This window comes from Polynucleobacter yangtzensis, assembly GCF_027924165.1.
Classification (GTDB): Bacteria; Pseudomonadota; Gammaproteobacteria; order Burkholderiales; family Burkholderiaceae; genus Polynucleobacter; species Polynucleobacter yangtzensis.
This window is the reverse complement of the sequence record NZ_AP026973.1, coordinates 57,597-82,164: the sequence shown is the minus strand read 5'-3', so window position 1 is coordinate 82,164 and position 24,568 is coordinate 57,597. Positions and strand designations below refer to the sequence as shown.

General features: G+C 45.7%; 41 protein-coding genes. 8 read left to right on the top strand and 33 right to left on the bottom strand.

From position 1 onward, the window contains the following. Window positions 1-129 precede the first annotated feature (129 nt). The 4 genes from QMF28_RS00495 to aroB all read left to right on the top strand — a co-directional run bounded on the left by QMF28_RS00495 (window position 130) and on the right by aroB (window position 3,570). On the top strand, window positions 130-825 hold the full coding sequence (locus QMF28_RS00495; RefSeq protein ID WP_281742583.1) for a hypothetical protein: 696 nt from the start codon (window positions 130-132) through the stop codon (window positions 823-825). A gap of 62 nt (window positions 826-887) precedes the next feature. Then, window positions 888-1,934, top strand: a complete 1,047-nt coding sequence (locus QMF28_RS00490; RefSeq protein ID WP_281742581.1) for a secretin and TonB N-terminal domain-containing protein — start codon at window positions 888-890, stop codon at window positions 1,932-1,934. 12 nt (window positions 1,935-1,946) lie between these two features. Then, the gene (locus tag QMF28_RS00485; protein ID WP_150114180.1) at window positions 1,947-2,471 is read left to right on the top strand and encodes a shikimate kinase; all 525 of its coding nucleotides are present in this window, start codon (window positions 1,947-1,949) and stop codon (window positions 2,469-2,471) included. A 16-nt stretch (window positions 2,472-2,487) separates the two neighbouring features. Next, window positions 2,488-3,570, top strand: a complete 1,083-nt coding sequence (gene aroB / locus QMF28_RS00480) for a 3-dehydroquinate synthase (RefSeq protein ID WP_281743574.1) — start codon at window positions 2,488-2,490, stop codon at window positions 3,568-3,570. Here the strand turns inward: aroB and cyaY are convergent. Continuing rightward, window positions 3,567-3,974 (bottom strand): iron donor protein CyaY, encoded by a 408-nt coding sequence (cyaY, locus tag QMF28_RS00475; protein ID WP_281742578.1) that lies wholly within the window; start codon window positions 3,972-3,974, stop codon window positions 3,567-3,569. The two genes, aroB and cyaY, sit on opposite strands and share 4 nt — an antisense overlap. 17 nt (window positions 3,975-3,991) lie before the next feature. Between cyaY and lptM the strand changes: the two genes are divergently transcribed. Continuing rightward, a complete protein-coding gene (lptM, locus tag QMF28_RS09955; protein ID WP_082786345.1) occupies window positions 3,992-4,183 on the top strand; it encodes an LPS translocon maturation chaperone LptM in 192 nt (63 codons plus the stop codon). Beyond that, window positions 4,183-5,481, top strand: coding sequence for a diaminopimelate decarboxylase (gene lysA, locus QMF28_RS00470; protein WP_281742575.1), 1,299 nt, complete (start codon window positions 4,183-4,185; stop codon window positions 5,479-5,481). The genes lptM and lysA overlap by 1 nt, the downstream gene beginning before the upstream one ends. 97 nt (window positions 5,482-5,578) lie before the next feature. Here lysA and QMF28_RS00465 read toward each other — a convergent pair whose 3' ends face one another. After that, window positions 5,579-6,295, bottom strand: coding sequence for a c-type cytochrome (locus QMF28_RS00465; RefSeq protein WP_281742573.1), 717 nt, complete (start codon window positions 6,293-6,295; stop codon window positions 5,579-5,581). Window positions 6,296-6,409: 114 nt separating this feature from the next. Here QMF28_RS00465 and yihA point away from each other — a divergent pair, with 114 nt between their 5' ends. Further along, on the top strand, window positions 6,410-7,075 hold the full coding sequence (gene yihA / locus QMF28_RS00460) for a ribosome biogenesis GTP-binding protein YihA/YsxC (RefSeq protein WP_216213250.1): 666 nt from the start codon (window positions 6,410-6,412) through the stop codon (window positions 7,073-7,075). Continuing rightward, the gene (hemB, locus tag QMF28_RS00455; protein WP_281742570.1) at window positions 7,059-8,078 is read left to right on the top strand and encodes a porphobilinogen synthase; all 1,020 of its coding nucleotides are present in this window, start codon (window positions 7,059-7,061) and stop codon (window positions 8,076-8,078) included. The genes yihA and hemB overlap by 17 nt, the downstream gene beginning before the upstream one ends. A gap of 32 nt (window positions 8,079-8,110) precedes the next feature. Here hemB and dsbD read toward each other — a convergent pair whose 3' ends face one another. From dsbD to rpsJ, 31 genes are all read right to left on the bottom strand, one after another. After that, window positions 8,111-9,787 carry a protein-disulfide reductase DsbD gene (dsbD, locus tag QMF28_RS00450; RefSeq protein ID WP_281742568.1) on the bottom strand — a complete coding sequence of 559 codons (1,677 nt, stop codon included), beginning with the start codon at window positions 9,785-9,787 and terminating at the stop codon, window positions 8,111-8,113. Beyond that, the gene (cutA, locus tag QMF28_RS00445; RefSeq protein WP_281742566.1) at window positions 9,784-10,134 is read right to left on the bottom strand and encodes a divalent-cation tolerance protein CutA; all 351 of its coding nucleotides are present in this window, start codon (window positions 10,132-10,134) and stop codon (window positions 9,784-9,786) included. Before cutA ends, dsbD begins: the two co-directional genes overlap by 4 nt. A 69-nt stretch (window positions 10,135-10,203) precedes the next feature. Beyond that, complete coding sequence (rplQ, locus tag QMF28_RS00440) at window positions 10,204-10,599, bottom strand: 50S ribosomal protein L17 (protein ID WP_068320139.1); 396 nt, start codon at window positions 10,597-10,599, stop codon at window positions 10,204-10,206. A gap of 16 nt (window positions 10,600-10,615) precedes the next feature. Beyond that, window positions 10,616-11,596 (bottom strand): DNA-directed RNA polymerase subunit alpha, encoded by a 981-nt coding sequence (locus QMF28_RS00435; protein ID WP_068320137.1) that lies wholly within the window; start codon window positions 11,594-11,596, stop codon window positions 10,616-10,618. Between the two features lie 23 nt (window positions 11,597-11,619). Next, window positions 11,620-12,243, bottom strand: a complete 624-nt coding sequence (rpsD, locus tag QMF28_RS00430; protein WP_068320135.1) for a 30S ribosomal protein S4 — start codon at window positions 12,241-12,243, stop codon at window positions 11,620-11,622. A gap of 118 nt (window positions 12,244-12,361) precedes the next feature. After that, a complete protein-coding gene (gene rpsK / locus QMF28_RS00425; RefSeq protein ID WP_015420254.1) occupies window positions 12,362-12,769 on the bottom strand; it encodes a 30S ribosomal protein S11 in 408 nt (135 codons plus the stop codon). Window positions 12,770-12,787: 18 nt separating this feature from the next. Continuing rightward, window positions 12,788-13,153, bottom strand: coding sequence for a 30S ribosomal protein S13 (gene rpsM / locus QMF28_RS00420; protein WP_015420253.1), 366 nt, complete (start codon window positions 13,151-13,153; stop codon window positions 12,788-12,790). 24 nt (window positions 13,154-13,177) lie between these two features. Further along, a complete protein-coding gene (gene rpmJ, locus QMF28_RS00415) occupies window positions 13,178-13,294 on the bottom strand; it encodes a 50S ribosomal protein L36 (protein ID WP_012357167.1) in 117 nt (38 codons plus the stop codon). A gap of 33 nt (window positions 13,295-13,327) precedes the next feature. Then, the gene (infA, locus tag QMF28_RS00410) at window positions 13,328-13,546 is read right to left on the bottom strand and encodes a translation initiation factor IF-1 (protein WP_068320132.1); all 219 of its coding nucleotides are present in this window, start codon (window positions 13,544-13,546) and stop codon (window positions 13,328-13,330) included. A gap of 4 nt (window positions 13,547-13,550) precedes the next feature. Beyond that, window positions 13,551-14,888 carry a preprotein translocase subunit SecY gene (secY, locus tag QMF28_RS00405; protein WP_068320128.1) on the bottom strand — a complete coding sequence of 446 codons (1,338 nt, stop codon included), beginning with the start codon at window positions 14,886-14,888 and terminating at the stop codon, window positions 13,551-13,553. 17 nt (window positions 14,889-14,905) lie between these two features. Further along, entirely contained in the window at window positions 14,906-15,346 is a 441-nt protein-coding gene (gene rplO, locus QMF28_RS00400; RefSeq protein ID WP_068320126.1) for a 50S ribosomal protein L15, read from the bottom strand. 27 nt (window positions 15,347-15,373) lie between these two features. Further along, window positions 15,374-15,562 (bottom strand): 50S ribosomal protein L30, encoded by a 189-nt coding sequence (gene rpmD, locus QMF28_RS00395; protein WP_015420249.1) that lies wholly within the window; start codon window positions 15,560-15,562, stop codon window positions 15,374-15,376. A 24-nt stretch (window positions 15,563-15,586) separates the two neighbouring features. Continuing rightward, window positions 15,587-16,105, bottom strand: coding sequence for a 30S ribosomal protein S5 (gene rpsE / locus QMF28_RS00390; protein WP_011901917.1), 519 nt, complete (start codon window positions 16,103-16,105; stop codon window positions 15,587-15,589). Window positions 16,106-16,123: 18 nt separating this feature from the next. Then, window positions 16,124-16,477, bottom strand: a complete 354-nt coding sequence (gene rplR / locus QMF28_RS00385; protein ID WP_068320124.1) for a 50S ribosomal protein L18 — start codon at window positions 16,475-16,477, stop codon at window positions 16,124-16,126. Between the two features lie 13 nt (window positions 16,478-16,490). Then, window positions 16,491-17,024, bottom strand: a complete 534-nt coding sequence (gene rplF / locus QMF28_RS00380; protein WP_068320122.1) for a 50S ribosomal protein L6 — start codon at window positions 17,022-17,024, stop codon at window positions 16,491-16,493. 10 nt (window positions 17,025-17,034) lie between these two features. Next, complete coding sequence (gene rpsH / locus QMF28_RS00375) at window positions 17,035-17,430, bottom strand: 30S ribosomal protein S8 (RefSeq protein ID WP_068320120.1); 396 nt, start codon at window positions 17,428-17,430, stop codon at window positions 17,035-17,037. 24 nt (window positions 17,431-17,454) lie between these two features. Beyond that, window positions 17,455-17,760 carry a 30S ribosomal protein S14 gene (gene rpsN, locus QMF28_RS00370; protein WP_011901913.1) on the bottom strand — a complete coding sequence of 102 codons (306 nt, stop codon included), beginning with the start codon at window positions 17,758-17,760 and terminating at the stop codon, window positions 17,455-17,457. 9 nt (window positions 17,761-17,769) lie between these two features. After that, on the bottom strand, window positions 17,770-18,312 hold the full coding sequence (rplE, locus tag QMF28_RS00365; protein WP_046329383.1) for a 50S ribosomal protein L5: 543 nt from the start codon (window positions 18,310-18,312) through the stop codon (window positions 17,770-17,772). A gap of 16 nt (window positions 18,313-18,328) precedes the next feature. Continuing rightward, on the bottom strand, window positions 18,329-18,637 hold the full coding sequence (gene rplX / locus QMF28_RS00360; RefSeq protein ID WP_011901911.1) for a 50S ribosomal protein L24: 309 nt from the start codon (window positions 18,635-18,637) through the stop codon (window positions 18,329-18,331). 9 nt (window positions 18,638-18,646) lie between these two features. Continuing rightward, the gene (gene rplN / locus QMF28_RS00355) at window positions 18,647-19,015 is read right to left on the bottom strand and encodes a 50S ribosomal protein L14 (RefSeq protein WP_015420241.1); all 369 of its coding nucleotides are present in this window, start codon (window positions 19,013-19,015) and stop codon (window positions 18,647-18,649) included. Between the two features lie 183 nt (window positions 19,016-19,198). Then, window positions 19,199-19,468, bottom strand: coding sequence for a 30S ribosomal protein S17 (gene rpsQ / locus QMF28_RS00350; protein WP_011901909.1), 270 nt, complete (start codon window positions 19,466-19,468; stop codon window positions 19,199-19,201). A gap of 12 nt (window positions 19,469-19,480) precedes the next feature. Further along, on the bottom strand, window positions 19,481-19,675 hold the full coding sequence (gene rpmC / locus QMF28_RS00345; protein WP_068320118.1) for a 50S ribosomal protein L29: 195 nt from the start codon (window positions 19,673-19,675) through the stop codon (window positions 19,481-19,483). Between the two features lie 14 nt (window positions 19,676-19,689). After that, complete coding sequence (rplP, locus tag QMF28_RS00340) at window positions 19,690-20,103, bottom strand: 50S ribosomal protein L16 (RefSeq protein WP_011901907.1); 414 nt, start codon at window positions 20,101-20,103, stop codon at window positions 19,690-19,692. A 2-nt stretch (window positions 20,104-20,105) separates the two neighbouring features. Further along, window positions 20,106-20,933 carry a 30S ribosomal protein S3 gene (gene rpsC, locus QMF28_RS00335; protein ID WP_068320116.1) on the bottom strand — a complete coding sequence of 276 codons (828 nt, stop codon included), beginning with the start codon at window positions 20,931-20,933 and terminating at the stop codon, window positions 20,106-20,108. Between the two features lie 8 nt (window positions 20,934-20,941). Continuing rightward, window positions 20,942-21,274, bottom strand: a complete 333-nt coding sequence (gene rplV, locus QMF28_RS00330) for a 50S ribosomal protein L22 (RefSeq protein WP_198929325.1) — start codon at window positions 21,272-21,274, stop codon at window positions 20,942-20,944. A 7-nt stretch (window positions 21,275-21,281) separates the two neighbouring features. Continuing rightward, window positions 21,282-21,560, bottom strand: a complete 279-nt coding sequence (gene rpsS, locus QMF28_RS00325) for a 30S ribosomal protein S19 (protein ID WP_011901904.1) — start codon at window positions 21,558-21,560, stop codon at window positions 21,282-21,284. A gap of 19 nt (window positions 21,561-21,579) precedes the next feature. Then, a complete protein-coding gene (gene rplB / locus QMF28_RS00320; RefSeq protein WP_068320114.1) occupies window positions 21,580-22,410 on the bottom strand; it encodes a 50S ribosomal protein L2 in 831 nt (276 codons plus the stop codon). A 2-nt stretch (window positions 22,411-22,412) separates the two neighbouring features. Further along, window positions 22,413-22,727: a 50S ribosomal protein L23 gene (gene rplW, locus QMF28_RS00315; RefSeq protein ID WP_068320111.1), complete on the bottom strand. Its 315-nt coding sequence runs from the start codon at window positions 22,725-22,727 to the stop codon at window positions 22,413-22,415. Further along, window positions 22,724-23,344: a 50S ribosomal protein L4 gene (gene rplD / locus QMF28_RS00310; RefSeq protein ID WP_011901901.1), complete on the bottom strand. Its 621-nt coding sequence runs from the start codon at window positions 23,342-23,344 to the stop codon at window positions 22,724-22,726. The genes rplW and rplD overlap by 4 nt, the downstream gene beginning before the upstream one ends. Before the next feature lie 11 nt (window positions 23,345-23,355). Further along, complete coding sequence (gene rplC, locus QMF28_RS00305; protein ID WP_216215180.1) at window positions 23,356-24,012, bottom strand: 50S ribosomal protein L3; 657 nt, start codon at window positions 24,010-24,012, stop codon at window positions 23,356-23,358. A gap of 197 nt (window positions 24,013-24,209) precedes the next feature. Next, a complete protein-coding gene (rpsJ, locus tag QMF28_RS00300) occupies window positions 24,210-24,521 on the bottom strand; it encodes a 30S ribosomal protein S10 (RefSeq protein WP_011901899.1) in 312 nt (103 codons plus the stop codon). Window positions 24,522-24,568: the final 47 nt, after the last annotated feature.

The window sequence follows — 24,568 nt, the reverse complement described above, 5'->3', positions numbered from 1 at the left end:
TAGGGTGCTTAGTCAATTTCCCTAAAAGCTCCAAATACCCTGTTTTACGTATGCTAAATGCCTACTTTCTGACGCTGGGTTCAATCTGAGCTGATGGCTTTTCCGGACTCAAAACTGAAGAATAGGATCATGCCTGCACGCCACATTTCCAGCCAATCTTTTGACGAAATTTTGAGTGATCTTGGCGACGACCCTGCCATTCCCGATCCCCATGGAATTCGCAAACCACCCCCACATCAAAGCGCCGCACCCAAGGCCTCAGGAAGGAGCAATCACCCCGCCTTCAAAGACCCACTTAACAAGTTACAAATCCCAACTTCTATTCAAAAGATAGGCGGGATGATTGCCCTATTTTTTGGGGCATTAGTAGCTTCAGCAGCTGCAATCTACATTGCCTTTAACACCCTCAATCAGACATCCCAAAGCACTCAAGAGGAATCTCAAAAGCTCATTTCCGAGCTAAAAAAGGAGATGGCCTTATTGCGCGATGAATTGCATCAAGATCAAGATGATTTATATGCAGCGTTAGATGAAATAGAAGTAAGTATTCACTCATTAATTAATAAAAAGCCTGAAAGCAGGGTTTCCAGCAAACCTAAGACGCCCTCCTATGAGGCCGAATTACGCCGTTGGCGCTACTTGGGTGCAGCCCAAATGGGAGGTTCTCATCAGGCATTTTTTAATACCGGGAAAAGCAATATTGCTTTTGAAAAAGGGGGACAAGCTTTAGGCGAATGGCGCCTTAGCAGCATAGAAAATGGCAGCGCAATCTTCTCTCATCCCGAAGGCAAATTTCTAGTTTTGAAAGCCTTATCGAACGAATGAGCCCCTGCATTCATCGCCTCCAAAAATACTTCAATAGAGTCTGCTTTTCACTAGCGTTATTTATGCTGCTTTCACCCAATCTAGCGGGTGGTAACTCAGACTCACAAAATCATTTTCTGAGTCCAATTAGCCTGCAATTTACTGACATTGAAGTAAGAGATCTTTTGCGGGTTTTAGCTAAATTAGGTAACACCAATTTTTTATTAAGCGAGTCGATTAAGGGGAAGATTTCAGTCGATCTCAACAAGACTCCTTGGCAGACTGCACTCCATTCCATTCTTGCCAGTCGCGGCTTGAGGCTCGTTCGTAATGGCGATATCTATTGGATTGGGCCCCATGCAGAAATCCAGGCCTTTCAGAAGTTTCGTCGTGAGGATGCTGCGCTACCTTTTGGTGGTGATCACATCAATAGCCCAAGGCAGATTCTGATAGAAGCTCGCATTGTGGAGGCGGATGAACGCTTTGCTAAAGAACTGGGGGTCAAGCTGGGGTATCAAGCAAATGGGGAAGGCGATCAAAAGCTAGTTGGCAGTATGGATTTAGCTGGCGCTGGATTAAGCGGCTTTAATCCAGCAACCATAGCTGCAACCTTAGTCTCAAAAAATGGGAGCCGCATTCTTCAGGCAGAACTATCTGCCCTGGAATCTGAGGGTCAAGGAAAAATTCTTTCCAATCCCCGAATCATGACAGGCGACCAAGTAAAGGCCACTATTGAGCAAGGTACCGAACTCCCCTATCAAACCTCCAATCAAAATGGCAGCAAATTGCAATTTAGAAAAGCCAATTTAAGACTTGAAGTTCTTCCCAAAATTCATCCAGATGGAAAGATTTCAATGCTGGTAGGCATCAATAAAGACACGGTAGGCATGAAAACAGAGCAGGGCTATGCGATTGATACCAAAAGCCTCAGTTCCGAGGTCACAGTTGAGAATGGTGGAACAGCGATCATTGGCGGCATATTCCAAACCACCGAGCGAGAGGATGAAGTCAAAATCCCTTTATTAGGGGATATACCACTAATTGGCCATTTTTTCCGCCATAAATCCAAATTACAAGACAAAACTGAATTGTTAGTCTTTTTAACTCCGACCGTTCTCGATAAACCCTAATAAAATCGAAGGGTGAACTCTTCGACAAACAATATCTTTTTGATCGGCCTCATGGGCGCCGGGAAGTCGACCGTCGGTAAAGTTTTAGCAAAAAAATTAGGGCGTCGATTTCTAGATGCCGATCACGTCATCGAAGAGCGCTGCGGCGTAAAAATTCCTGTCATATTTGAAATGGAAGGCGAAGAAGGTTTTCGCAGACGCGAGGCTCAAGCAATTCGCGAAATCACCTCTGAAAACGATATCATTTTGGCAACTGGCGGAGGCGCTATTCTCTTGCCAGAAAATCGCCAAGCACTCAGTGAGCATGGAACTGTTATCTACTTACACGCCAATCCGATTGAACTCTGGCATCGCACTAAAGGTGGCGAAGGTCGCCCACTTCTTAAAAATGGTGACGCCAAAAAAATACTAGAGAACTTGTACGCTATTCGCGATCCTCTCTATCGTGAAATTGCTGACCACGTGATTGAAACTGGTAAACCGAGTGTTAATCAACTGGTTAACACCTTAATCATGCAACTTGAACTCTCCGCATAAATACATTGGCAATATGATGAAAACACTTGAAGTTGATCTAGGTAATCGCAGTTATCCAATTTATATTGGTACAGACCTCATTGATCAGCCAAACTTATTTAGCGCCTGCGAAAAAGCAACTTCGATCTATATCGTCAGCAACACTACGGTTGCCCCGCTCTATGCTGAGCGCCTGACCAAGACCCTGAATACTCTTGGAAAGCCTGTTAGAACGATCGTCTTGCCTGATGGCGAGTCATACAAGGACTGGAAAAACCTTCAGCTTATTTTTGATGATCTCCTGAAGTTTGGTGCTGATCGCCAAACCATGTTGGTTGCTTTGGGCGGTGGAGTCATTGGTGACATGACTGGGTTTGCTGCGGCTAGCTTCATGCGTGGCATTCGCTTTATTCAAGTGCCGACCACTTTGCTTGCTCAGGTGGATTCTTCGGTGGGCGGCAAGACCGGCATCAACCATCCTCTTGGTAAAAACATGATCGGCGCTTTTCATCAGCCGGCGGCAGTGATTGCAGATCTCAATACATTAAAGACCTTACCTCCACGTGAGCTCTCTGCTGGTCTTGCGGAAGTAGTGAAACATGGTGCTATTGCAGACGCTCAATTTTTGGATTGGATTGAAGCCAATGCAACATCTTTACTCGCTTGCGACACAGAAGCAATGGGTCATGCAGTGTTACGCTCGTGCGAAATTAAATCTGCAGTAGTGTCTGCAGATGAAAGAGAAGGCGGCATTCGTGCAACTCTAAACTTCGGTCACACCTTTGGACATGCAATTGAAGCAGGCATGGGTTATGGCGAATGGCTACATGGCGAAGCAGTTGGTTGTGGCATGGTCTTAGGTGCAGACTTATCTCGCCGCCTCAACTACATCAGTGAAGCCGATGTCCAACGTCTCACCAAAATCATCCAGTCGATGAATCTACCAATCACACCGCCAAAGTTTGGTGCGGAACGTTATATGGAGCTCATGCAGGTTGACAAGAAAACTGAAGGCGGCCAAATCCGTTACGTTGTTTTAGAAAAGATTGGCAAAGCCCAGATTAAAAGCGTAGCTGATGCCCAAGTGATTGAAACCTTGAGCGCCACAGGCGCCGCTTAAATTAGGACAATCTTTATTTCTGCGCCCGCTTGAGCAGTAGCAAACTCTGACAAATCACTTAAAAGCTCTTTGCCAGTTTTAGTGTCCAGCCACAAAGGTTTGGCCATAGTGCCAGCCCAACGATAGTGATATCCACCTGATTTTGCGGCTACCCAAATTTCATGTAAGGGTGGCTGCGTATTCACTACGATGACGCTTTTATCTTTAAAGCGAATATTGATGACATTTCCACCCTGGCGCTCGACATCTAAGTCCAGATCCAATGCATCATCGGCAGCCTCTAGTGCCACTTCTATAGAATGCAGCAAATGGCTTCCCAATTGATAAAACTGCTTGTCATCAATGGTTTCTGCGCCTGAATTATTTGGATTCATAGTGGAGTCCTGCATGCTATATTCAATCATTCGTTTTAGAGACATTCATGATAGCGATTCTTAATAGAACCCTCTGCCTTAGCCTTTTATTATCCCTTGTTGGGTGTGGGGTAAGAGGACCGCTATATATGCCAAACGTGCCACCGGTTCCGCCCGCCCCTACAGAGCCAGAACCCAAAGGCAAGCTATACCCACCCCAAACACCTGCCAGTCCAAGCAATTCTTCAACGGCCAAGTAATGACAAGTAAAGCGCTTCCAATCCCTCAGTTATCCGGTTTTACCGAACGCAATGGCAACTGGTATGCCGAAGAAATTCCACTTGCTGACTTAGCGAAAGAGTTTGGAACGCCCCTCTATGTCTACAGTAAAAAAGCGTTGACCGAAGCCTATCAGGCTTATGACAAGGCATGCGTAGACGCTAATGACAAACGTCGTGCGCGCGTGCACTACGCCATGAAGGCCAACAGTAATTTAGCAGTGCTCGATTGTTTTAAAAAACTAGGCTCTGGGTTTGACTTGGTTAGCGGCGGAGAATTAGCTCGCGCATTGGCCATTGGCGCAGATCCAAAAAGTTTGGTATTTGCTGGCGTAGGCAAATCCGCATCTGAAATCGGTGCAGCCTTAGAGGCTGGCGTTAAATGTATCAACGTTGAATCAATTGCTGAGCTACACAAGATTAACAAGGTTGCTACCGAACTGAATCTACGTGCCCCAATTTCTTTGCGTGTTAATCCGGATGTGGATGCACAAACTCATCCTTATATTTCTACTGGATTGAAGGGCAATAAATTTGGTATCGCTTATCACGAGGTTTTAAAAACTTATCGTGAAGCCTCACAACTTGCTCAAATTGACGTTGTTGGGATTGATTGCCACATCGGTTCACAAATCACCACCACTGCTCCTTACCTAGATGCGCTCGATAAAGTTTTAGATCTTGTAGCGCAACTGAAAAAAGAGGGCATTGTTATTCACCACCTTGATCTCGGCGGCGGCCTCGGAATTTCTTATAGCGATGAAACTCCCCCAGATATTACTGAGTTTACGAACACCTTATTAAATCGAGTGGCAGAACGTGGCTTTGGGCATTTAGATGTCGTCCTTGAGCCAGGCAGGTCCTTAGTTGGCAATGCTGGCGTGCTCTTAACCACCGTGGAATATCTAAAACCAGGCGCTGAAAAGAACTTCTGCATTGTCGATGCCGCCATGACAGAGTTAATGCGCCCAGCCTTATATGAAGCACATCACGGCATTGTGCCCGTCCAAAAGAAAGCAGCAGCAGCTTTGACTTACGACATTGTTGGCCCAGTTTGCGAGTCTGGTGATTGGCTGGGAAGGGATCGTCACCTTGCTGTAGAAGAAGGCGATCTTCTTGCCATTCTGTCTGCTGGTGCATATGGTTTTGTGATGGCATCAAACTACAACACGCGACCTAAACCTGCAGAGATTATGGTTGATGGAAAAAAAGCTTACGTCATTCGCGCGCGTGAAAATACCGCTGACTTATTCTCTTCTGAAAAAACTTTACCTAACTAAAAATTACTTAGTCTTAATGATGTAATAGCAATGCAAAAGTTTTAGGCAATAAAAAAACCCGCTACTTGAGCGGGTTTTTTTATTTGAAGAAATTTGCTTAATGCAAACCAGCGATGTAATCAGAAACTGCTTTCATTTCTTGATCAGAAAGCTTGGTAGCAATCGCAGTCATCTGGCTGCTATTTTTACGAACACCTTCACGGAACGCGAGCAATTGTGCATTTGTGTAATCAGCCCATTGACCGCCTAATAGTGGGTACTGAGAAGGAATGCCGGCACCAGTTGGGCTATGACAAGCCGCACATGCTGGAACACCTTTTGCTGCAATACCACCACGATAGATGCTTTGACCCAATTCAATCGTGTTCTTATTTTGGGCAACACCCTGTGAAATTGGTTGCTTGGCTAAGTAGGCAGAGATATTTTGCATATCTTGTTCAGTTAATGTTGCCGCCATACCCATCATCACAGGATTGGCACGGGTACCCTCTTTAAAGTTCTTCAGTTGCTTAGCTGTATATGCAGCGTGTTGTGCAGATAATTTTGGCCAGGTGCCAACTGCACTTTGACCTTTAGGACCATGGCATGTGATGCATGCTGTAACGCCGCGTGATGCATCACCGTTGGAATACAGAGCCTCGCCGGCCGCTACATCGACCTTTGGTTTGCCTGGAACGGCGGCCTTGGCTTCAGCAGCAGGAGCTGCATCGGCAGCAAAAACTGTGCCAGAAAAGCCAATCAAGGCGAAAATAGAGAGAGCCGCAAAACCAGCACGTAAGCCAGTTAATTTGGAGATTTGAGAGGTTTGACGCATTATGTTTACCTTGGCAAAAATTCCTAAAAGTGTTTGGGCCCTGCATTTACAACCTTTTACCCAACACCATGAGATATTTCATGATTTTGCGTGATTTTACAATAGCTTCTGGACATGTCTAAACTCTTTCAAGCCCGCTTCGCCACCACAGTCAATGACACCCATTGCCTGCCTGCCACGCCCTTGCGTGAGGTAGCCTTTGCCGGACGCTCAAATGCAGGCAAATCCAGCGCTCTTAACGTGCTTTGCAACCAAAAAAGGCTTGCATTTGCCAGTAAAACCCCTGGGCGCACCCAACACATCAACTATTTTGGGATTTTTGCAAAAGACGACCTTTTGGGCTATTTGGTGGATTTACCGGGCTACGGCTATGCTGCCGTCAATCATGAGACCAAATACCACTGGAATGCCCTCCTAAGCGACTATCTACAGGAGCGAGAGCAGTTGGTAGGCATGATCCTTATTGTTGACTCTAGACGTGGCATAACCGAGCTAGACGAGCAAATGATTGAGTGGTTTGTGCCAACCGGTAAGCCGATCCACGTTTTACTCAGCAAATGCGACAAACTCAATAAAAGCGAGTGTAAGCATGCACTCGAGGCAGTTCGCAATCAATTACAACAATATGACCCCGCCTTGCCCGACGGCAATGGCGAGTCCAAACAACTTACGGCACAATTATTTTCAAGCACCAAACGTATTGGACTTGAAGAGGCCGACAATATTGTTATTAAATGGTTATTTGAAGCAGAGACTAAAGAAGATGAAATCACCAGCTAATTCATTGCTTAATTTTCCAGGGCATCGTCCTCGCCGTATGCGTCGTGATGATTGGTCACGCCGCCTCATGCAAGAGAACAGCGTCTCTACCAATGATTTAATCTACCCAGTGTTTTTGCTGGAAGGTCAGGGCAAATCTGAAGCTGTTGCATCGATGCCTGGCGTGAATCGTGTTTCTTTAGATTTACTTTTTCCAGTTGCACAAGAGTGTGTTGATTTAGGCATTCCAGTGCTTGCACTCTTTCCAGTAATTGATGCAGCATTAAAGACGCCAGATGGCAAGGAAGCCTTTAATCCAAAGGGGCTGATCCCATCCGCCGTTCGTGAACTCAAAAAACGTTTCCCCAATTTAGGCATCATGACTGATGTTGCACTTGATCCATACACAAGCCATGGTCAAGATGGTGTGCTCGACGAGCAGGGTCGTATCCTCAACGATGAAACGACTGCCATCTTGGTACAGCAAGCAGTTGCGCAGGCTGAAGCGGGTGTTGATATTGTTGCGCCATCAGACATGATGGATGGCCGCATTGGAAAAATTCGTGAGGCGCTTGAACAAAAGAAACTCATTCACACTCGCATCATGGCGTATTCCGCTAAATATGCTTCTGCTTTTTATGGTCCATTTAGAGATGCCGTAGGATCTGCAAAGAACCTTGGTAAAGCTGATAAAAAAACCTATCAAATGGATTGCGCCAATGGGGATGAGGCTTTGCGGGAGGTTGCCCTCGATATTAGCGAAGGCGCTGATATGGTGATGGTCAAGCCTGGCATGCCTTATTTGGATATCGTTCGTCGCGTAAGAGAAGAGTTTGATTACCCCACTTATGCCTACCAAGTGAGTGGCGAATACGCCATGCTCAAGGCAGCAGCACAAAACGGTTGGCTAGATCATGATGCTGTCATGATGGAATCTTTGCTTGCATTTAAACGTGCAGGTGCAGACGGCGTTCTGACTTACTTTGCGCTTGAAGCGGCACGACTCATTAAAGCAGCTAATTAATTAAATAGTTACCTGTTATCCATATAGCTGCTTTAGTTTTTCAATGCGTTTCTTAAGCGTTCAATAAAACGCTGCGGTGGCATATAACCAATAACGCGTTGATCTTTTTGCTCTTGAGAATTTTGATCAAAGATCAAAATGCCTGGCGGACCAAACAATCCAAAGCGCTTAAGTAATGCCTGGTTCTCAGAGCTATTTGCAGTGACGTCAGCCTGCAATAAAACAAACTGCTTGAGCTCCTTGCTAACCTCTGGATTAGAAAAAGTATTCACTTCCATTTCTTTGCAACTGATACACCAATCCGCGTAAAAATCGAGGAGTACTAATTTCTTTTCTTCTTTGGCTTTGCTCAATTGAGCATCAAGCTGCGCCGGCGACTGAATGACCACAAAAGCCAATTCTCCAACCTGATGAATGCTTTGACCGTTGACTGTTTTTGCGCCTCCCGCAACATCATTCGTTTGCAGCAATGGTGATGCAATCCAAGCCGCTGTTGCAACCAGCAATACACCCAAAGTACGCTGTAACCACACCATCCAGATTCCAGTAGATGGAATCAAGATGCGCGCCTCAACAGCAATAAATAGCAGCGGCAGACCCATTCCTAAGGCCATCACAAAGAGTAAGCCCGCGCCCAAACTCATAGAACCGGTTTGGGCAATAAAGGCTAAAACGCCTGCTAAAGGAGCTGTAATGCAGGGGCTGGCTACCAGGGTGGAAATACCCCCCAAAGCAAAGGCACCAAATACGCTGCCGCCCTTTTGACGCCCTGCCAGTCTATCGACATGCTGATGCCACGTTTGGGGCAGACGTAAGTCATACAAGCCAAATAAACTGCCAGATAGAGCTAATAGCAATAAGGCAAAAGTGGCGAGTGCAAAGGGGCTTTGCAGGGCGCGTTGTACGCTGCCCCCTAAGGCCGCCATGAGTACGCCAGCCAAGGCATATACCAATGCCATACCTAAGACGTACGCAAGCGCTAAGGCGCTTGCACGACCCTTAGAGACAGCTTTGCCACCCTGGGTACCGAAGATAACGCTCGATAATATTGGCAGCATAGGAAGTACGCAAGGCGTGAATGCCAATGCCAGGCCCAACACAAAGAAGGCTAGAAATAAATATGCGGTTGAGGTGCTTTCTAAAAAGCGGCTGATGGCATTAACGTTGTCGCGCTCACGCCATAAATCTGCCAAACTAAATTGGTCATTTGCCTTCACGCTAGACGAAGGAACACCATCCAATGCATCCGGAATTGGTGCTGCTTTTACGCCAGGTCCAGCAAGTAAAAATTTAAGGGTCATGGGTGGATAGCAAATACCTGCTTCAGCACATCCCTGAAGAGTGACCTCCAAATGAACGGGCTGTCCAGCCACCGACTTGATCTCTAAAAATACTAAGAACGGATCTTTGTATACCTGCAGTTTTTTCTGAAAAGTTTCATCAAACTTTTCTATGCCTGGTGGCAGTGAAGGCTTTATATTACTTAGCTTCTCAGCCTGTGAGCCCGCCTGAAACTTCAAAGACTCTTGATAAATGTAATAGCCTTTGGCAGGCAAAAATTCCAGTTCAATTTGATTGGAATTTTCTAGCCATGTAGCCTCTACTCGGAATGCTTTTTCTGGCGGCAAGAAATCTTGCGCAGCAAATACTTGTGCTGAGATGAACAGCAAGAGTGCAAAAATTTTCGCCAAGAATGAATGTAATTTCATGACTTCGAATTTACCTCAGACTCAACCCACTTGCCGTACTGCCTTTCAAATTGCTCGGGAGCAAATGCCAAAATCTCAGGCAGGTCATATGGATGCGCGTTTTTAATAAAAGCCAATATCTCAAGCCACTTGAGCTCGGTAGTTTTTGCAGCAAGAAGAACTTCTTGTTCTTCGCAAATTTTGCCTTCCCAGCGATAAATCGATTGAATACCCTCAGTTAGCTGCACGCAAGCTGCCAAATTCTGCTCAACCAAGGCACGAGCTAAGCCCTTGGCTGCCTCCAGACTTGGAAGACTTGTAATGACTACCAAAAGCTTGCTGGGATTGACTGTAGCGTTTTCAGACATTCTGTATTTATAACCTGATAAATGAAAAAAGCCAGACCGAAGCCTGGCTTTTTACTGTAACAGTGAGACTTAAGCCTCTTCAGCTACTACTGCTGTTTCATCAACTTCTGGGCGATCTACCAACTCAACCAAAGCCATTGGTGCATTGTCGCCATGACGGAAGCCAAACTTCAAAATGCGAAGGTAGCCACCTGGACGTGTTGCGTAGCGTGGACCGAGTTCTGTAAAGAGCTTGGCAACGATATCGCGATCACGTGTGCGATTGAATGCTAAGCGACGGTTTGCTAAGTTATCTTTTTTACCCAAGGTAATCAAAGGCTCAACAACCATGCGCAATTCTTTAGCTTTTGGCAAAGTCGTTTTAATGACTTCGTGCTCCAAAAGTGAATTGGACATGTTGCGCAGCATCGCCAAGCGATGTGATGATGTTCTGTTTAGTTTGCGTAAGCCGTTTCCGTGACGCATGATGCTTCCTTTCTAATTATTTCTCGAGGTTAGCTGGAGGCCAGCTTTCGAGTTTCATGCCAAGACTTAAGCCACGAGCCGCCAATACATCTTTGATTTCATTCAAAGATTTACGACCTAGATTAGGCGTCTTCAACAATTCATTCTCTGTACGTTGAATCAAATCACCGATGTAGTAAATGTTCTCAGCCTTCAAGCAGTTTGCAGAGCGAACTGTCAACTCGAGATCATCTACCGGACGCATCAACATTGGATCAACCATTGAAGAGCGGCTTGGTGCCAAATCACCAGAAACTTCGCTGCTCTCAAGAGCTGCGAATACAACTAACTGATCAACCAAGATGCTAGCTGCTTGACGAATTGCTTCTTCAGGAGACAACACACCGTTTGTTTCGATAGTCATTACGAGACGATCAAGGTCGGTACGTTGCTCAACACGAGCAGATTCAACAGCATAGCTAACACGGCTTACCGGGCTGAATGAAGCATCCAACACGATACGACCAATGATCTTAGTAGCTTCGTCGTTATATTGACGTACGTTACCTGGAACATAGCCGCGGCCTTTTTCAACCTTGATCTGCATGTCCAACTTGCCACCAGCAGACAAGTGGGCGATCACGTGATCAGGATTCATGATTTCTACATCATGTGGCAAATCGATATCTTTTGCAGTAACAACGCCTGGACCTTCTTTACGCAAATTGATAGTAACTTCGTCACGTGACTGCAACTTAAATACGATACCTTTGAGGTTCAACAAGAGGTTAACTACATCCTCTTGAACTCCATCCAATGTGGAGTACTCATGAACAACACCAGCAATAGCTACTTCAGTTGGCGCATAACCAACCATCGAGGACAACAGTACACGACGTAATGCATTTCCGAGTGTGTGGCCATAGCCACGCTCGAACGGCTCCATAACAACCTTTGCTTGGTTGGCGGTAAGCGCTTCAACAGAAATAATCTTTGGCTTGAGCAAATTTGTTTGCATATTTTTTCCTTGAGAGTGCCTAATTAGCGTGAATACAATTCGACGATCAAACTTTCATTAATTTCACCGCTAATATCTTCACGGTCAGGCACTTGCTTAAATGTTCCCTCGAGCTTGGCTGCGTCAACTGAAACCCAAGTAACAGCTGCCATTTGCCCAACCAAATTGAGTGATTCTGTAATACGCGCTTGCTTCTTCGCTTTTTCACGAATAGCAACTACATCACCAGGCTTAACTTGAATAGATGGAATGTTTACTGGATTGCCATTGAGCAAAATTGCACAGTGGGAAACCAACTGACGTGCTTCAGCGCGTGTAGAACCAAAGCCCATGCGATAAACCACGTTGTCTAAACGTGACTCAAGCAACTGGAGCAATGTTTCACCAGTGTTGCCCTTGCGACGCTCAGCCTCTGCGAAGTAGCGACGGAATTGACGCTCTAATACGCCATAGATACGCTTAACCTTTTGCTTTTCACGCAATTGATTACCGTAATCAGATGTTCTTGAGCCAGATGTACGGCCATGTTGACCAGGCTTAGTATCTAACTTGCACTTGTCTGACAGGGCGCGACGTGCACTCTTTAAAAATAAGTCGGTACCTTCCCGACGTGCTAATTTGGCCTTAGGCCCTAAGTAACGTGCCACGATGCTTTCCTTTCTTTGCCGCAGTCTTGCGACCGGCGGTGAGTTCGCCCTTTAAATCAGGCGAACAGTGGGCTTTAATAAAAAACTACTGAAACTGTTGAACTGCCAACTTCCAAGCTTAGATACGACGACGCTTTGGAGGACGGCAACCATTGTGTGGAACAGGAGTTACGTCTTGAATCTCAGTGATCTTGATGCCCAATGAGTTCAATGCACGAACTGCTGATTCACGACCTGGGCCTGGGCCTTTGATCTGAACTTCCAAGTTCTTGATACCGCATTCAATGGCTGTCTTACCAGCAACTTCTGCAGCTACCTGAGCAGCAAAAGGTGTTGATTTACGTGAGCCTTTGAAGCCCTGGCCGCCAGAAGTTGCCCATGAAAGCGCATTTCCTTGACGATCAGTGATCGTAATAATGGTGTTGTTAAAAGAAGCGTGAACGTGTGCAATACCGTCAGCAACGTTCTTTTTAACCTTCTTACGAGCGCGCTGAGAAGCGGCGGAAGCGGATTGTTGTTTTGCCATGTCAATAAACTTTCTTGATTATTTCTTCAGTTGCACGCCAGACTTACGTGGGCCCTTACGGGTGCGCGCGTTAGTCTTAGTACGTTGACCACGTACAGGCAAGCCCTTACGATGACGAACACCGCGGTAGCAACCTAAGTCCATCAAACGCTTGATGCTCATAGTTACTTCACGACGAAGGTCACCTTCAGTAATGAATTTACCTACTTCATCACGCAACTTTTCCAAGTCACCGTCAGTAAGGTCTTTAACTTTTTTGTCGATTGCAACACCTGTGGTTTCACAAATTTTGCGTGCACGAGTTGTGCCAATGCCAAAAATTGCTGTTAAACCGATAACAGTATGTTGATGATTTGGGATGTTTACCCCAGCGATACGTGCCATGAGATTTCCTCTTAATTAACCAGATCAGCCTTGACGCTGCTTATGACGTGCGTCTGAAGAACAGATCACGCGCACAACGCGTTTGCGCTTAATGATCTTGCAATTTCTGCAAATACACTTAACGGATGCTAAAACTTTCATAACTCACCTCTTAAAAATAGGTACTACTAATCTTTACTTCGCACGGAAAATGATTCTGGCGCGCGTTAGGTCGTAAGGAGTCATCTCCACCGTTACCTTATCTCCCGGCAAAATACGGATGTAATGCATCCGCATCTTTCCGGAAATATGCCCTAGAACCACATGTCCGTTTTCAAGCTTCACGCGAAACATCGCGTTCGGCAAATTCTCTACAACTTCTCCCGCCATCTGAATTACATCGTCTTTAGACATTCAGTTAAGCGCCCATCTTAAAGTTGGCTTTTTTCATCAAAGAGCCATACTGCTGTTGCATTACGAATGACTGAACTTGAGCCATGAAATCCATTGCAACAACAACAATAATCAACAACGAAGTACCGCCGAAATAAAACGGCACGTTGTACTTCAACACTAAGAATTCCGGCAACAAGCAAACCAGAACCATATAAATTGCACCGGCTAGAGTCAAACGCACCAAGATCTTATCGATGTAACGCGCTGTTTGATCGCCTGGACGAATACCTGGAACGAATGCACCACTCTTCTTTAGGTTCTCAGCTGTATCACGGCTGTTAAATACCAATGCGGTATAAAAGAAGCAGAAGAAGATAATCGCAGCTGCATACAAAATTGTGTACACAGGTTGTCCTGGTGCCAAAGTAGCTGCCAAGTCTTTAATAATTCGGCTGAACATATTGGTTGGCTCGCCTGATGTGAACCAGCCAGCAATAGTTGCAGGGAACAAAATAATTGAAGAAGCAAAAATTGGAGGAATAACGCCTGCCATATTCAACTTCAATGGGAAGTAAGAAGATTGGCCACCGTAGATCTTATTGCCAACTTGACGCTTAGCGTAGTTAACCAAGATACGGCGCTGACCGCGCTCTACAAACACCACAAAATATGTCACTGCTACGCAAATCACAACGATGAGCAATGCAGAAATAATGTTCATTGAGCCAGTACGAACCAACTCTAATAAGCTTGCTAATGCATTCGGCAAACCAGAAACAATGCCGCCGAAAATAATGATGGAAATACCGTTACCAAGACCACGCTCAGTAATTTGCTCACCAAGCCACATTAAGAACATCGTGCCAGTAACCAAAGTTACTACAGTGTTCAATTCAAACATCAAACCTGGGTTGATAACCAAACCTGGCTGAGCCTGCAAGGCAACAGAAATACCCAATGCTTGGAATGTTGCCAAGAGCACAGTGCCGTAACGTGTGTACTGAGTAATCTTACGCTGACCAGCTTGACCTTCTTTTTTCAAAGCCTCTAAAGAGGGTACAACGATAGTCATTAACTGCATGATGATCGATGCAGAAATATAAGGCATGATTCCTAAGGCAAAAACGGTGAAGCGAGATAAAGCGCCGCCTGAGAATAGATTAAACATTCCCAAAATACCGTCTTTTTGGCCAGAAAATAACTGTGCCAATTGGTCTGGGTCGATTCCAGGAACTGGAATATGTGCGCCCAAACGGAACACGAGCAAAGCCAACACCAGGAAGACTAAGCGTTGGCGTAGTTCGCCAAACTTGCCACCTGCTGCTGGGGTGCTTGCGTTATTGGTAGGTGCTAATGCCATATCTACTCAAAGACCTATTAAGCCAACTCAACCAATTTGCCGCCAGCTGCTTCAATAGCTGCTTTAGCGCCAGCAGTAGCTGTGATGCCCTTAAGGGTTACAGCAATCTTGAGTTCGCCAGTCTTGATAACCTTAACTGCATTGATCTGCTCACCAGCAAAACCATGGGCTTTCAATACCAATAAGTCTACTTCTGGCAAATTGATTTTTGCTAAGTCGTTCAAAGTAATTTGACCAACATGACGACGTGTCAAAGACACGAAACCACGTTTTGGCAAACGACGATACATAGGCATCTGACCGCCTTCAAATCCAACCTTGTGGAAACCACCAGAACGAGATTTTTGACCTTTGTGACCACGGCCAGCAGTTTTACCAAGACCAGAACCAATGCCGCGACCAACGCGACGACGGTTTTTCTTGGAGCCTTCTGCAGGTTTAATTGTGTTGAGTTGCATATTCTTCGCCTATTTACTTGCTAGTTATTAGCCAATGACTTTAACTAGATAAGAAACTTTATTAATCATGCCGCGAACAGCTGGAGTGTCTTCCAATTCAGAAACTGAATTGATGCGACCGAGGCCTAAGCCACGAACAGTTGCACGATGGCTTTCGCGTGTACCGATCAAGCTGCGTACTAATTGCAGTTTGACTTTGGAGTTAGATGTTGTCATTTATAGATTCCTAATCTTTTGGTCTTAGCCGAGAATCTCTTCAACTGACTTACCGCGCTTAGCAGCAATCTCAGCAGGAGTACTCATCTTGCTCAAACCATCAATGGTTGCACGAACCAAGTTGTATGGGTTTGTTGAGCCGAGTGACTTAGCAACCACGTTAGTTACACCCATTACGTCGAAAATCGCGCGCATTGGGCCGCCAGCAATAATTCCAGTACCGTCTTTAGCTGGAGAAATCAAAACACGTGACGCGCCATGTTGACCAGTAACAGTGTGCTGCAATGTACCTTTACGCAAAGTAACCTTGATCATCTTGCGACGTGCTTCGTCCATTGCCTTTTGAACAGCAACTGGAACTTCTTTTGATTTACCTTTACCCATGCCGATGCGGCCATCGCCATCGCCAACTACAGTGAGTGCAGCGAAGCCGAGAATACGACCACCCTTAACCACTTTAGTTACACGATTAACAGCAATCATCTTCTCGCGAAGACCATCATCACGCTCTTCGTTTTGCATCTTAGTTTGCATTTTTGCCATGTTTTTTCCTAAACCCTATTAGAACTTCAGGCCGGCTTCACGCGCAGCTTCAGCTAAGGCCTTAATACGGCCGTGGTAACGATGACCGGAACGATCAAATGCAACATCAACAACGCCTGCCTTAACAGCACGCTCAGCAACTAACTTGCCGATTTGTTTTGCCGCTTCAGCGTTGCCGCCGTTTTTGATCGCTTGGCGCAAATCTTTTTCCATTGTTGAAGCAGCTGCTACAACCTTGGTTCCGCATGGGCTATAAACCTGAGCAGAAATATGTGAGTTGCTACGGATAACTGTTAAGCGATTTGCCAATGCTTCGGCAATGCGAATACGAGTCTGCCTAGCACGTCTTTGTCTGGATTCGTCTTTATTCATTTTCTAATCTCGCTTACTTCTTCTTAGTTTCTTTCAGATGCACAACCTCATCCACGTAGCGAACACCCTTGCCTTTGTATGGCTCTGGTGAACGGTATGCGCGAACTTCAGCTGCGACCTGGCCAACTTGCTGCTTGTTGGAACCTTTGATAATGATTTCAGTTTGAGTTGGAGTCTCAGCCTTTACACCCTTTGGCAGGTTGTAAATAATGTCGTGTGAGAAACCTAACTGCAACTTCAATGTTTCGCCTTGAGCAGCAGCACGGTAACCAACGCCTACCAAGCTGAGCTTGCGCTCAAAGCCAGTAGTTACGCCAACAACCATGTTGTTAACCAAAGCGCGGGCTGTACCTGACTGAGCACCAGCTTCTGGTGAGTCGTTATTTAAAACAACTGTCAATACGCCATCTTCTTGTTTCAAACCAACAGAAGGATGCAAGTTATGTGTCAAAGTGCCCAAAGGACCTTTAACAGTAATGTTTGCACCATTGATGCTAATTTCAGCGCCTTTAGGAACTGTAATTGGTGATTTACCTACGCGGGACATATTTCGCTCCTTAAGCTACGAAGCAAATAACTTCGCCGCCCACGCCTGTTGCACGTGCTTTACGGTCTGTCATTACGCCTTGAGGGGTTGAAATAATTGCAATGCCCAAGCCATTCATTACTTCTGGAATGTCATGACGGCCTTTATAGATACGCAGACTTGGTGTAGATACACGGTCGATACGCTCGATAACAGGACGGCCTGCATAGTATTTGAGATCAATGTGGAGCACTGGCTTAGCTGCTTCACCTTTGATTTCGAAACTTTCGATATAGCCTTCATCTTGCAAAACTTTTGCGATGGCTACTTTAACTTTTGACGACGGCATCAAGACTACGGGTTTCTGCACTGCTTGCGCATTGCGGATCCTTGTCAACATGTCGGCGATTGGATCGCTGATACTCATGAGTTCTCCTAATTCTTTCGCCGCTTACCAGCTGGCCTTGGTTAAACCGGGGATTTCGCCACGGAAGGCGATTTCACGAATTTTGCTACGAGCCAAACCGAACTTACGGAATGTGCCACGTGGGCGACCGGTTAATGAACAACGATTTCTTTGACGAATCGGGCTTGCGTTACGTGGAAGTGCCTGTAGTTTCAAGCGAGCTTCATAGCGCTCTTCATCGCTGCGTGATTGATCAGCAATGATCGCTTTGAGTTCGGCACGCTTAACAGCGTACTTCTCTACAGTTTTTGCGCGTTTATTCTCGCGCTCAATCAGGGATAGTTTTGCCACGTTAGCCTCTTAATTGCGGAAAGGGAATTTGAATGCTGCCAACAAAGCTTTTGCTTCTTCGTCGGTTTTAGCAGTCGTCGTAATACTGATATTGAGACCACGGAGGGCATCAATTTTGTCGTATTCGATTTCAGGGAAAATAATCTGTTCTTTAACGCCGATGTTGTAGTTACCACGGCCGTCAAATGCTTTGCCAGAGATACCGCGGAAGTCGCGTACGCGTGGCAATGCAACAGTGACGAAACGGTCCAAGAATTCGTACATGCGTGCACCACGCAATGTCACCATGGCACCGATCGGGTAACCTTGACGAATTTTGAAACCTGCAATCGCTTTTTTAGCTTTAGTTACAACTGGCTTTTGGCCCGCAACTTTAGTTAAATCGCCAACTGCATTTTCGATAATCTTCTTGTCGTTCACTGCATCGCCTAAGCCCATGTTCAGGGTTACCTTAGTGATGCGTGGAACTTCCATTACAGACTTGTAACCAAACTTGGCGATCAAATCTGCAACTACTTTAGCTTGATAGTGCTCTTGAAAACGTGTGCTCATAATTTCTCCGTGCCCCTTATGCGCTTAAAGTTGCGCCAGTGGTTTTGAGGAAACGTTGCTTTTTACCGTCCACGAGTTTGATACCAACACGTGATGGTTTGCCGTTACCGTCAACCACAGCCACATTAGAAATGTGAACAGGCATCGTCTTGTCAATCATGCCGCCAGTAACACCGGCTGCTGGATTTGGCTTAACGCTCTTTTTATAAATATTTACGCCTTCGATTACTAATTTGTTCTCGAGAACGGCTGTAACAGTTCCTTGCTTACCCTTATCGCGGCCAGTCAACAGAACTACGGAATCACCTTTACGAATCTTTTTCATATCAGCCTCTTAAATAACTTCGGGGGCGAGAGAAACGATCTTCATGAACTTCTCAGTACGCAATTCGCGTGTAACTGGTCCGAAGATACGTGTGCCAATTGGCTCTAACTTAGCGTTGAGCAATACCGCAGCGTTGCCATCGAACTTAATCAATGAACCATCTGGACGGCGAACACCCTTAGCAGTTCTCACTACTACGGCGTTATAAATGTCACCTTTTTTTACACGGCCACGTGGAGCAGCGGACTTTACAGTCACTTTAATGACATCACCGATACTGGCGTAACGACGCTTAGAGCCGCCCAATACCTTGATGCACAACACTTCACTGGCGCCTGTGTTATCGGCAACCTGTAATCTACTTTCGGTTTGTATCATTTCTAATCCCCAACTTATTGGCCAAAGGCAAACAGTCTTGGTTCCGTCTATGGGCTTTAACGAAAGTTAAAACCCGGAATTAATGAAAAACACTGCTTCTCCAATAAAACCAGAGAAGCCTTCTATTCTACTACGTAAAACAGGGATTTGGGAAGAATCTTCGCCAAAATCCCTAATATTTCTTTAAATACCCTTTGAAGCTTCAACTAAACGGGTCACAACCCAAGATTTAGTGCGTGAAATTGGCTTAGATTCAGCAATTTCAACGGTATCACCCATCTTGTATGTGCCAGCTTCGTCATGAGCGTGGTACTTTTTAGACTGGCCAACGTACTTACCAATCACTGGATGCTTAACTTGACGCTCAACCAACACCGTCACAGTTTTTTGCATTTTGTCGCTAACGACGCGGCCCACAAGGGTGCGGCGCAAGGGTTTAGATAATTCTGTCATATCCCTTTTTCCTTATTTCTGTGCAGTCTTTTGGGCGATAAAAGTCTTCACACGAGCGATGTCGCGCTTATTTTTACCCAATTGGCTGGTATTTGTGAGTTGCTGAGTGCCTTTTTGCATGCGGAGCTTGAAACCGGTCTTAAGCAACTCGGTTAACTCTGCATTTAAAGCGTTCAGATCTTTTGAAGCTAATTCTGTATTTTTCATAATCTCTATCCCGATCAACCTAAGTGGCGAATCACGAAAGTGGTCTGTAAAGGCAACTTAGCAGCAGCAAGCTTGAAAGCTTCGCGCGCCAATTGCTCATCAACACCGTCCATCTCGTAGAGCACTTTGCCTGGTTGAATTTCAGCTACGTAGTACTCTGGATTACCTTTACCGTTACCCATACGTACTTCAGCAGGTTTTTGTGAAATTGGCTTATCTGGGAAAATGCGAATCCAAATACGGCCACCACGTTTAATGTGACGAGTCATTGCACGACGTGCTGACTCAATTTGACGAGCAGTCAAACGACCACGGCCAACGGCCTTCAATCCAAAGTCACCAAAGGCTACAGAACTACCGCGTGTTGCCACGCCAGTGTTACGGCCTTTTTGTTCCTTACGATACTTGCGACGCTTTGGTTGTAGCATGCTTACTCTCCTGACTTCTGCGTATCTGCGGCAGGTGTTTCAACCTTACGCACACGCTTTACTGCTGGTTTAGCAGCAACTAATGGCTTGTCTGTGCCAGCAGCTGGTTTACGAGCAGCTGTCTTGCTTGGAGCACGACGAGTTTTCTTTTCTTCGGCAGCTGGTTCAGCAGCTTGTGCAGCAACTTGAGCTTCTGCACCACGACCCAATGTGTCGCCTTTGTATACCCAAACTTTTACACCGATGATGCCGTATGTTGTTTCCGCTTCTGATGTTGCGTAATCAATATCAGCCTTCAATGTATGAAGTGGAACGCGACCTTCACGGTACCATTCGCGACGAGCAATTTCAGCACCATTCAAACGACCTGATGACATGATCTTGATGCCTTGTGCACCAAGACGCATTGCGTTTTGCATTGCACGCTTCATTGCACGGCGGAACATGATGCGCTTTTCTAACTGTTGAGTAATAGAGTCAGCGATCAATTGCGCGTCAACTTCAGGCTTACGAATTTCTTCGATGTTCACGTGAACTGGAACGCCCATACGCTTTTGTAATTCGCGGCGGAGCACTTCAATATCTTCGCCTTTTTTACCGATTACAACGCCTGGACGTGAGCTATAGATAGTAATACGTGCATTCTTTGCAGGACGCTCGATAACTACTTTACTTACGGATGCATTTTTCAACTTCTTCTTCAGATAGATGCGAACGTCAACGTCCTCTTTCAACATCTTTGCGAAGTCAGTATTGTTTGCATACCAACGTGATGTCCAATTCTTCGTTACCGCGAGTCGGAATCCGGTTGGGTTTATCTTTTGTCCCATATCTTTCCTTAGTTACTCAAGGTCACGCTAATGTGACAAGTTTGTTTTTCAATTTGATTTCCACGACCCTTAGCGCGTGCGGTAAAGCGCTTCAATGAAGTGCCTTTATCAACAATAATTGCTGAAACCTTGAGCTCATCAATGTCAGCACCTTTATTGTGTTCAGCGTTGGCCACTGCGGACTCAACAACTTTCTTCACAATGAAGGCAGCTTTCTTGGGGCTGAAGTTCAAAATGTTTAATGCGCGGGCAATCGGCAAACCACGAATTTGGTCGGCGACCAAACGAGTCTTTTGCGCAGAAATGCGGGCACCCTTGTGAATAGCTTTAACTTCCATCATCATCCCCTTACTTCTTCGTTACTTTCTTGTCAGCAGCGTGACCTTTGAAAGTACGGGTCAAGGCAAATTCGCCTAACTTATGACCCACCATGTTTTCTGATACATATACCGGAACGTGTTGACGACCGTTATGTACAGCAATCGTCAGACCAATAAAGTCTGGGAGGATTGTTGAACGGCGTGACCAAGTTTTGATCGGCTTTTTGTCTTTGTTGGCTTGTGCAACTTCAACTTTTTTTACTAAGCTGGCGTCGCAGAATGGGCCTTTTTTAGCTGAACGTGTCATATCTATTTATCCTTATCGCTTAACGTTTTTGACGACGTTGAACGATCATCGAAGTTGTACGCTTATTGCGACGTGTACGATAACCTTTGGTTGGTGTGCCCCATGGGGATACAGGTACACGGCCTTCGCCAGTTCTACCTTCACCACCACCGTGTGGGTGATCTACTGGGTTCATTGCCACACCGCGAACGGTTGGACGAATACCACGCCAGCGATTTGCACCCGCTTTACCGATAACGCGCAAGCTATGCTCTTCATTACCAACTTCACCAATAGTGGCACGGCAATCAATCAGAACACGGCGAACTTCACCGGAACGCAAACGCACCTGAGCGTATACGCCTTCACGAGCTAACAACACTGCGGAACCACCAGCAGAACGCGCTACTTGAGCACCTTTGCCAGGCATGATTTCTACACAGTGAATAGTGCTACCAACTGGAATATTGCGAATCGGCAAGTTGTTACCAGACTTGATTGGGGCTTCAGAGCCACTCATCAATGCCTGACCAACAGTCATACCTTTTGCAGCCAGAATATATCGACGCTCACCATCAGCAAACACGATCAATGCAATATTTGCACTGCGGTTTGGATCGTATTCCAAGCGTTCAACTTTTGCTGGAATGCCATCTTTGTCGTTGCGTTTGAAGTCAACAACACGATAGTGATGCTTATGACCACCACCTTTATGACGGGTAGTGATGTGGCCGTTATTGTTACGACCAGCTTTTTGAAACTGTGGCTCTAACAACGGTGCAAAAGGCTTGCCTTTATGGAGGTCAGGATTGACCACCTTGACCATTGAGCGACGACCTGGTGAGGTCGGTTTTGTTTTCATCAAAGGCATGATTAATTCGCCTCCGCTTCAAAGTTAATTTCTTGACCTGGCTTCAAGCTTACGTAGGCCTTCTTAGTGTGGTCACGACGACCTTCAAAACGGCCATAGCGCTTAGGCTTGCCTTTTTGATTTACGATTTGAACTGAGTCAACTTGCACTTTGAAGAGCAATTCAACTGCTTGTTTTACATCGCTCTTGTTTGCGTCGCGAGCTACTTGGAATACCACTTGTTCGTTTTTCTCTGCAACCATAGTGGCTTTTTCAGAGATCACCGGTCCAAGCAGAACCCTCATTAGGTTGTGATCGTTTTTACGGACTTGGCTCATTTCAGCAACTCCTCAATTTTCGCGATCGCAGCTTTGCTTACCAATACTTTTTTGTATTGAACCAAAGCTAATGGATCAGCGTGCTGTGGCTCACATACAGCAACTTTATGCAAGTTACGTGATGCCAAGTACAAATTCTCGCTAACCTGATCAACAATAATCAAGACTGAGTCCAAGCCCATTGCTTTAACTTTGTCAGCTAAAACTTTAGTCTTTGGAGCGTCGAGACTGAATTGATCAACAACATTCAAACGACCTTCGCGAGCTAACTGAGACAAAATTGATCTCATACCAGCGCGGTACATTTTCTTGTTTACTTTTTGGCTGAAATTCTCTTCTGGAGAATTCGGGAATATACGACCACCTCCACGCCACAGCGGGGAAGAGCTCATACCAGCACGTGCACGACCAGTACCTTTTTGACGCCAAGGTTTCTTGGTTGTGTGCTTAACTTGCTCACGGTCTTTTTGTGCACGATTACCGCTACGTGCGTTTGCTTGGTAAGCCACAACAACTTGGTGTACCAACGCTTCGTTATATTCACGTTCGAATACTTCTGGTGAAGCTTGTACGCCTGCACCTAAAGTACCGTTGTCCTGGAGAAGCTTAAGTTCCATATTCGCTCTCCTTATTTCTTCTTCAACGGTGTTTTAACCGCTGGAGTAACAATAACTTTACCGCCTGGGGCACCTGGAATAGCGCCTTTAACCATGATGAGATTGCGTTCTGCATCAATGCGTGCGATGACTAAATTTTGAACTGTACGTGTAACGTCACCCAAGTGACCGGTCATACGCTTACCAGGGAAAACACGGCCTGGATCTTGCGCCATACCGATTGAGCCTGGTACGTTATGTGAACGTGAGTTACCGTGGGATGCACGACCAGAAGCGAAGTGATAACGCTTGATGGTGCCTGCGTAGCCCTTACCGATAGAAACGCCTTGTACGTCCACTTTTTGACCAGCAGTAAATGCAGTGTCAGCAGGAATTACTTGTCCTGGTGTCATTTCTGCGATTTTTGCTGCGTCTAAATGAAATTCGTTGAGACCGTTACCAGCCATCACTCCTGCTTTAGCGAAGTGACCAGCCATTGCTTTGGTAACGCGAGTAGCTCTACGTGTGCCATGTGCCAACTGGATAGCGTTATAGCCATCAGTTGCCTGGGTCTTGATTTGAGCGACTCTGTTGTCGCTCACGTCGATTACGGTCACAGGAATCGCTTCCCCTTCGTCCGTAAATAGACGGGTCATGCCGACCTTGCGGCCGATTAAGCCTAAGCTCATATTCATGCTCCACGCCGACTTCGATTGGTCGGCAAAATTAATTTAAGTGATTTACAAGTAAAAGTACTTCTAAATCAATAACTTACAACGTTTTTAATGCTGATAAAACTAAGTTTTTCGCTCAAATAAATGAGCGAAGCCTTAGATTCTATCCCGAAATGCCGATCTTGACAAGCAAAAAGACCAGAAACAACAAATTACTGCAACTTAATTTCGACGTCCACACCTGCTGGGAGATCTAATTTCATCAAAGCATCTACAGTTTTCTCTGTAGGATCAACGATATCCATCAAACGGAGATGGGTACGGATCTCTAACTGATCACGGGATGTCTTGTTCACGTGTGGTGAACGCAAGATATCAAAGCGCTCGATACGAGTTGGCAAAGGCACTGGACCCTTAACAACTGCACCAGTACGTTTAGCTGTATCAACGATTTCAGCTGCAGACTGGTCGATCAAACGGTAGTCAAATGCTTTAAGGCGAATACGAATTTTTTGGTTTTGCATATTAATTCCAAAGAGCGTTGTGGTGCTGCCACGTTATACATCTAAAG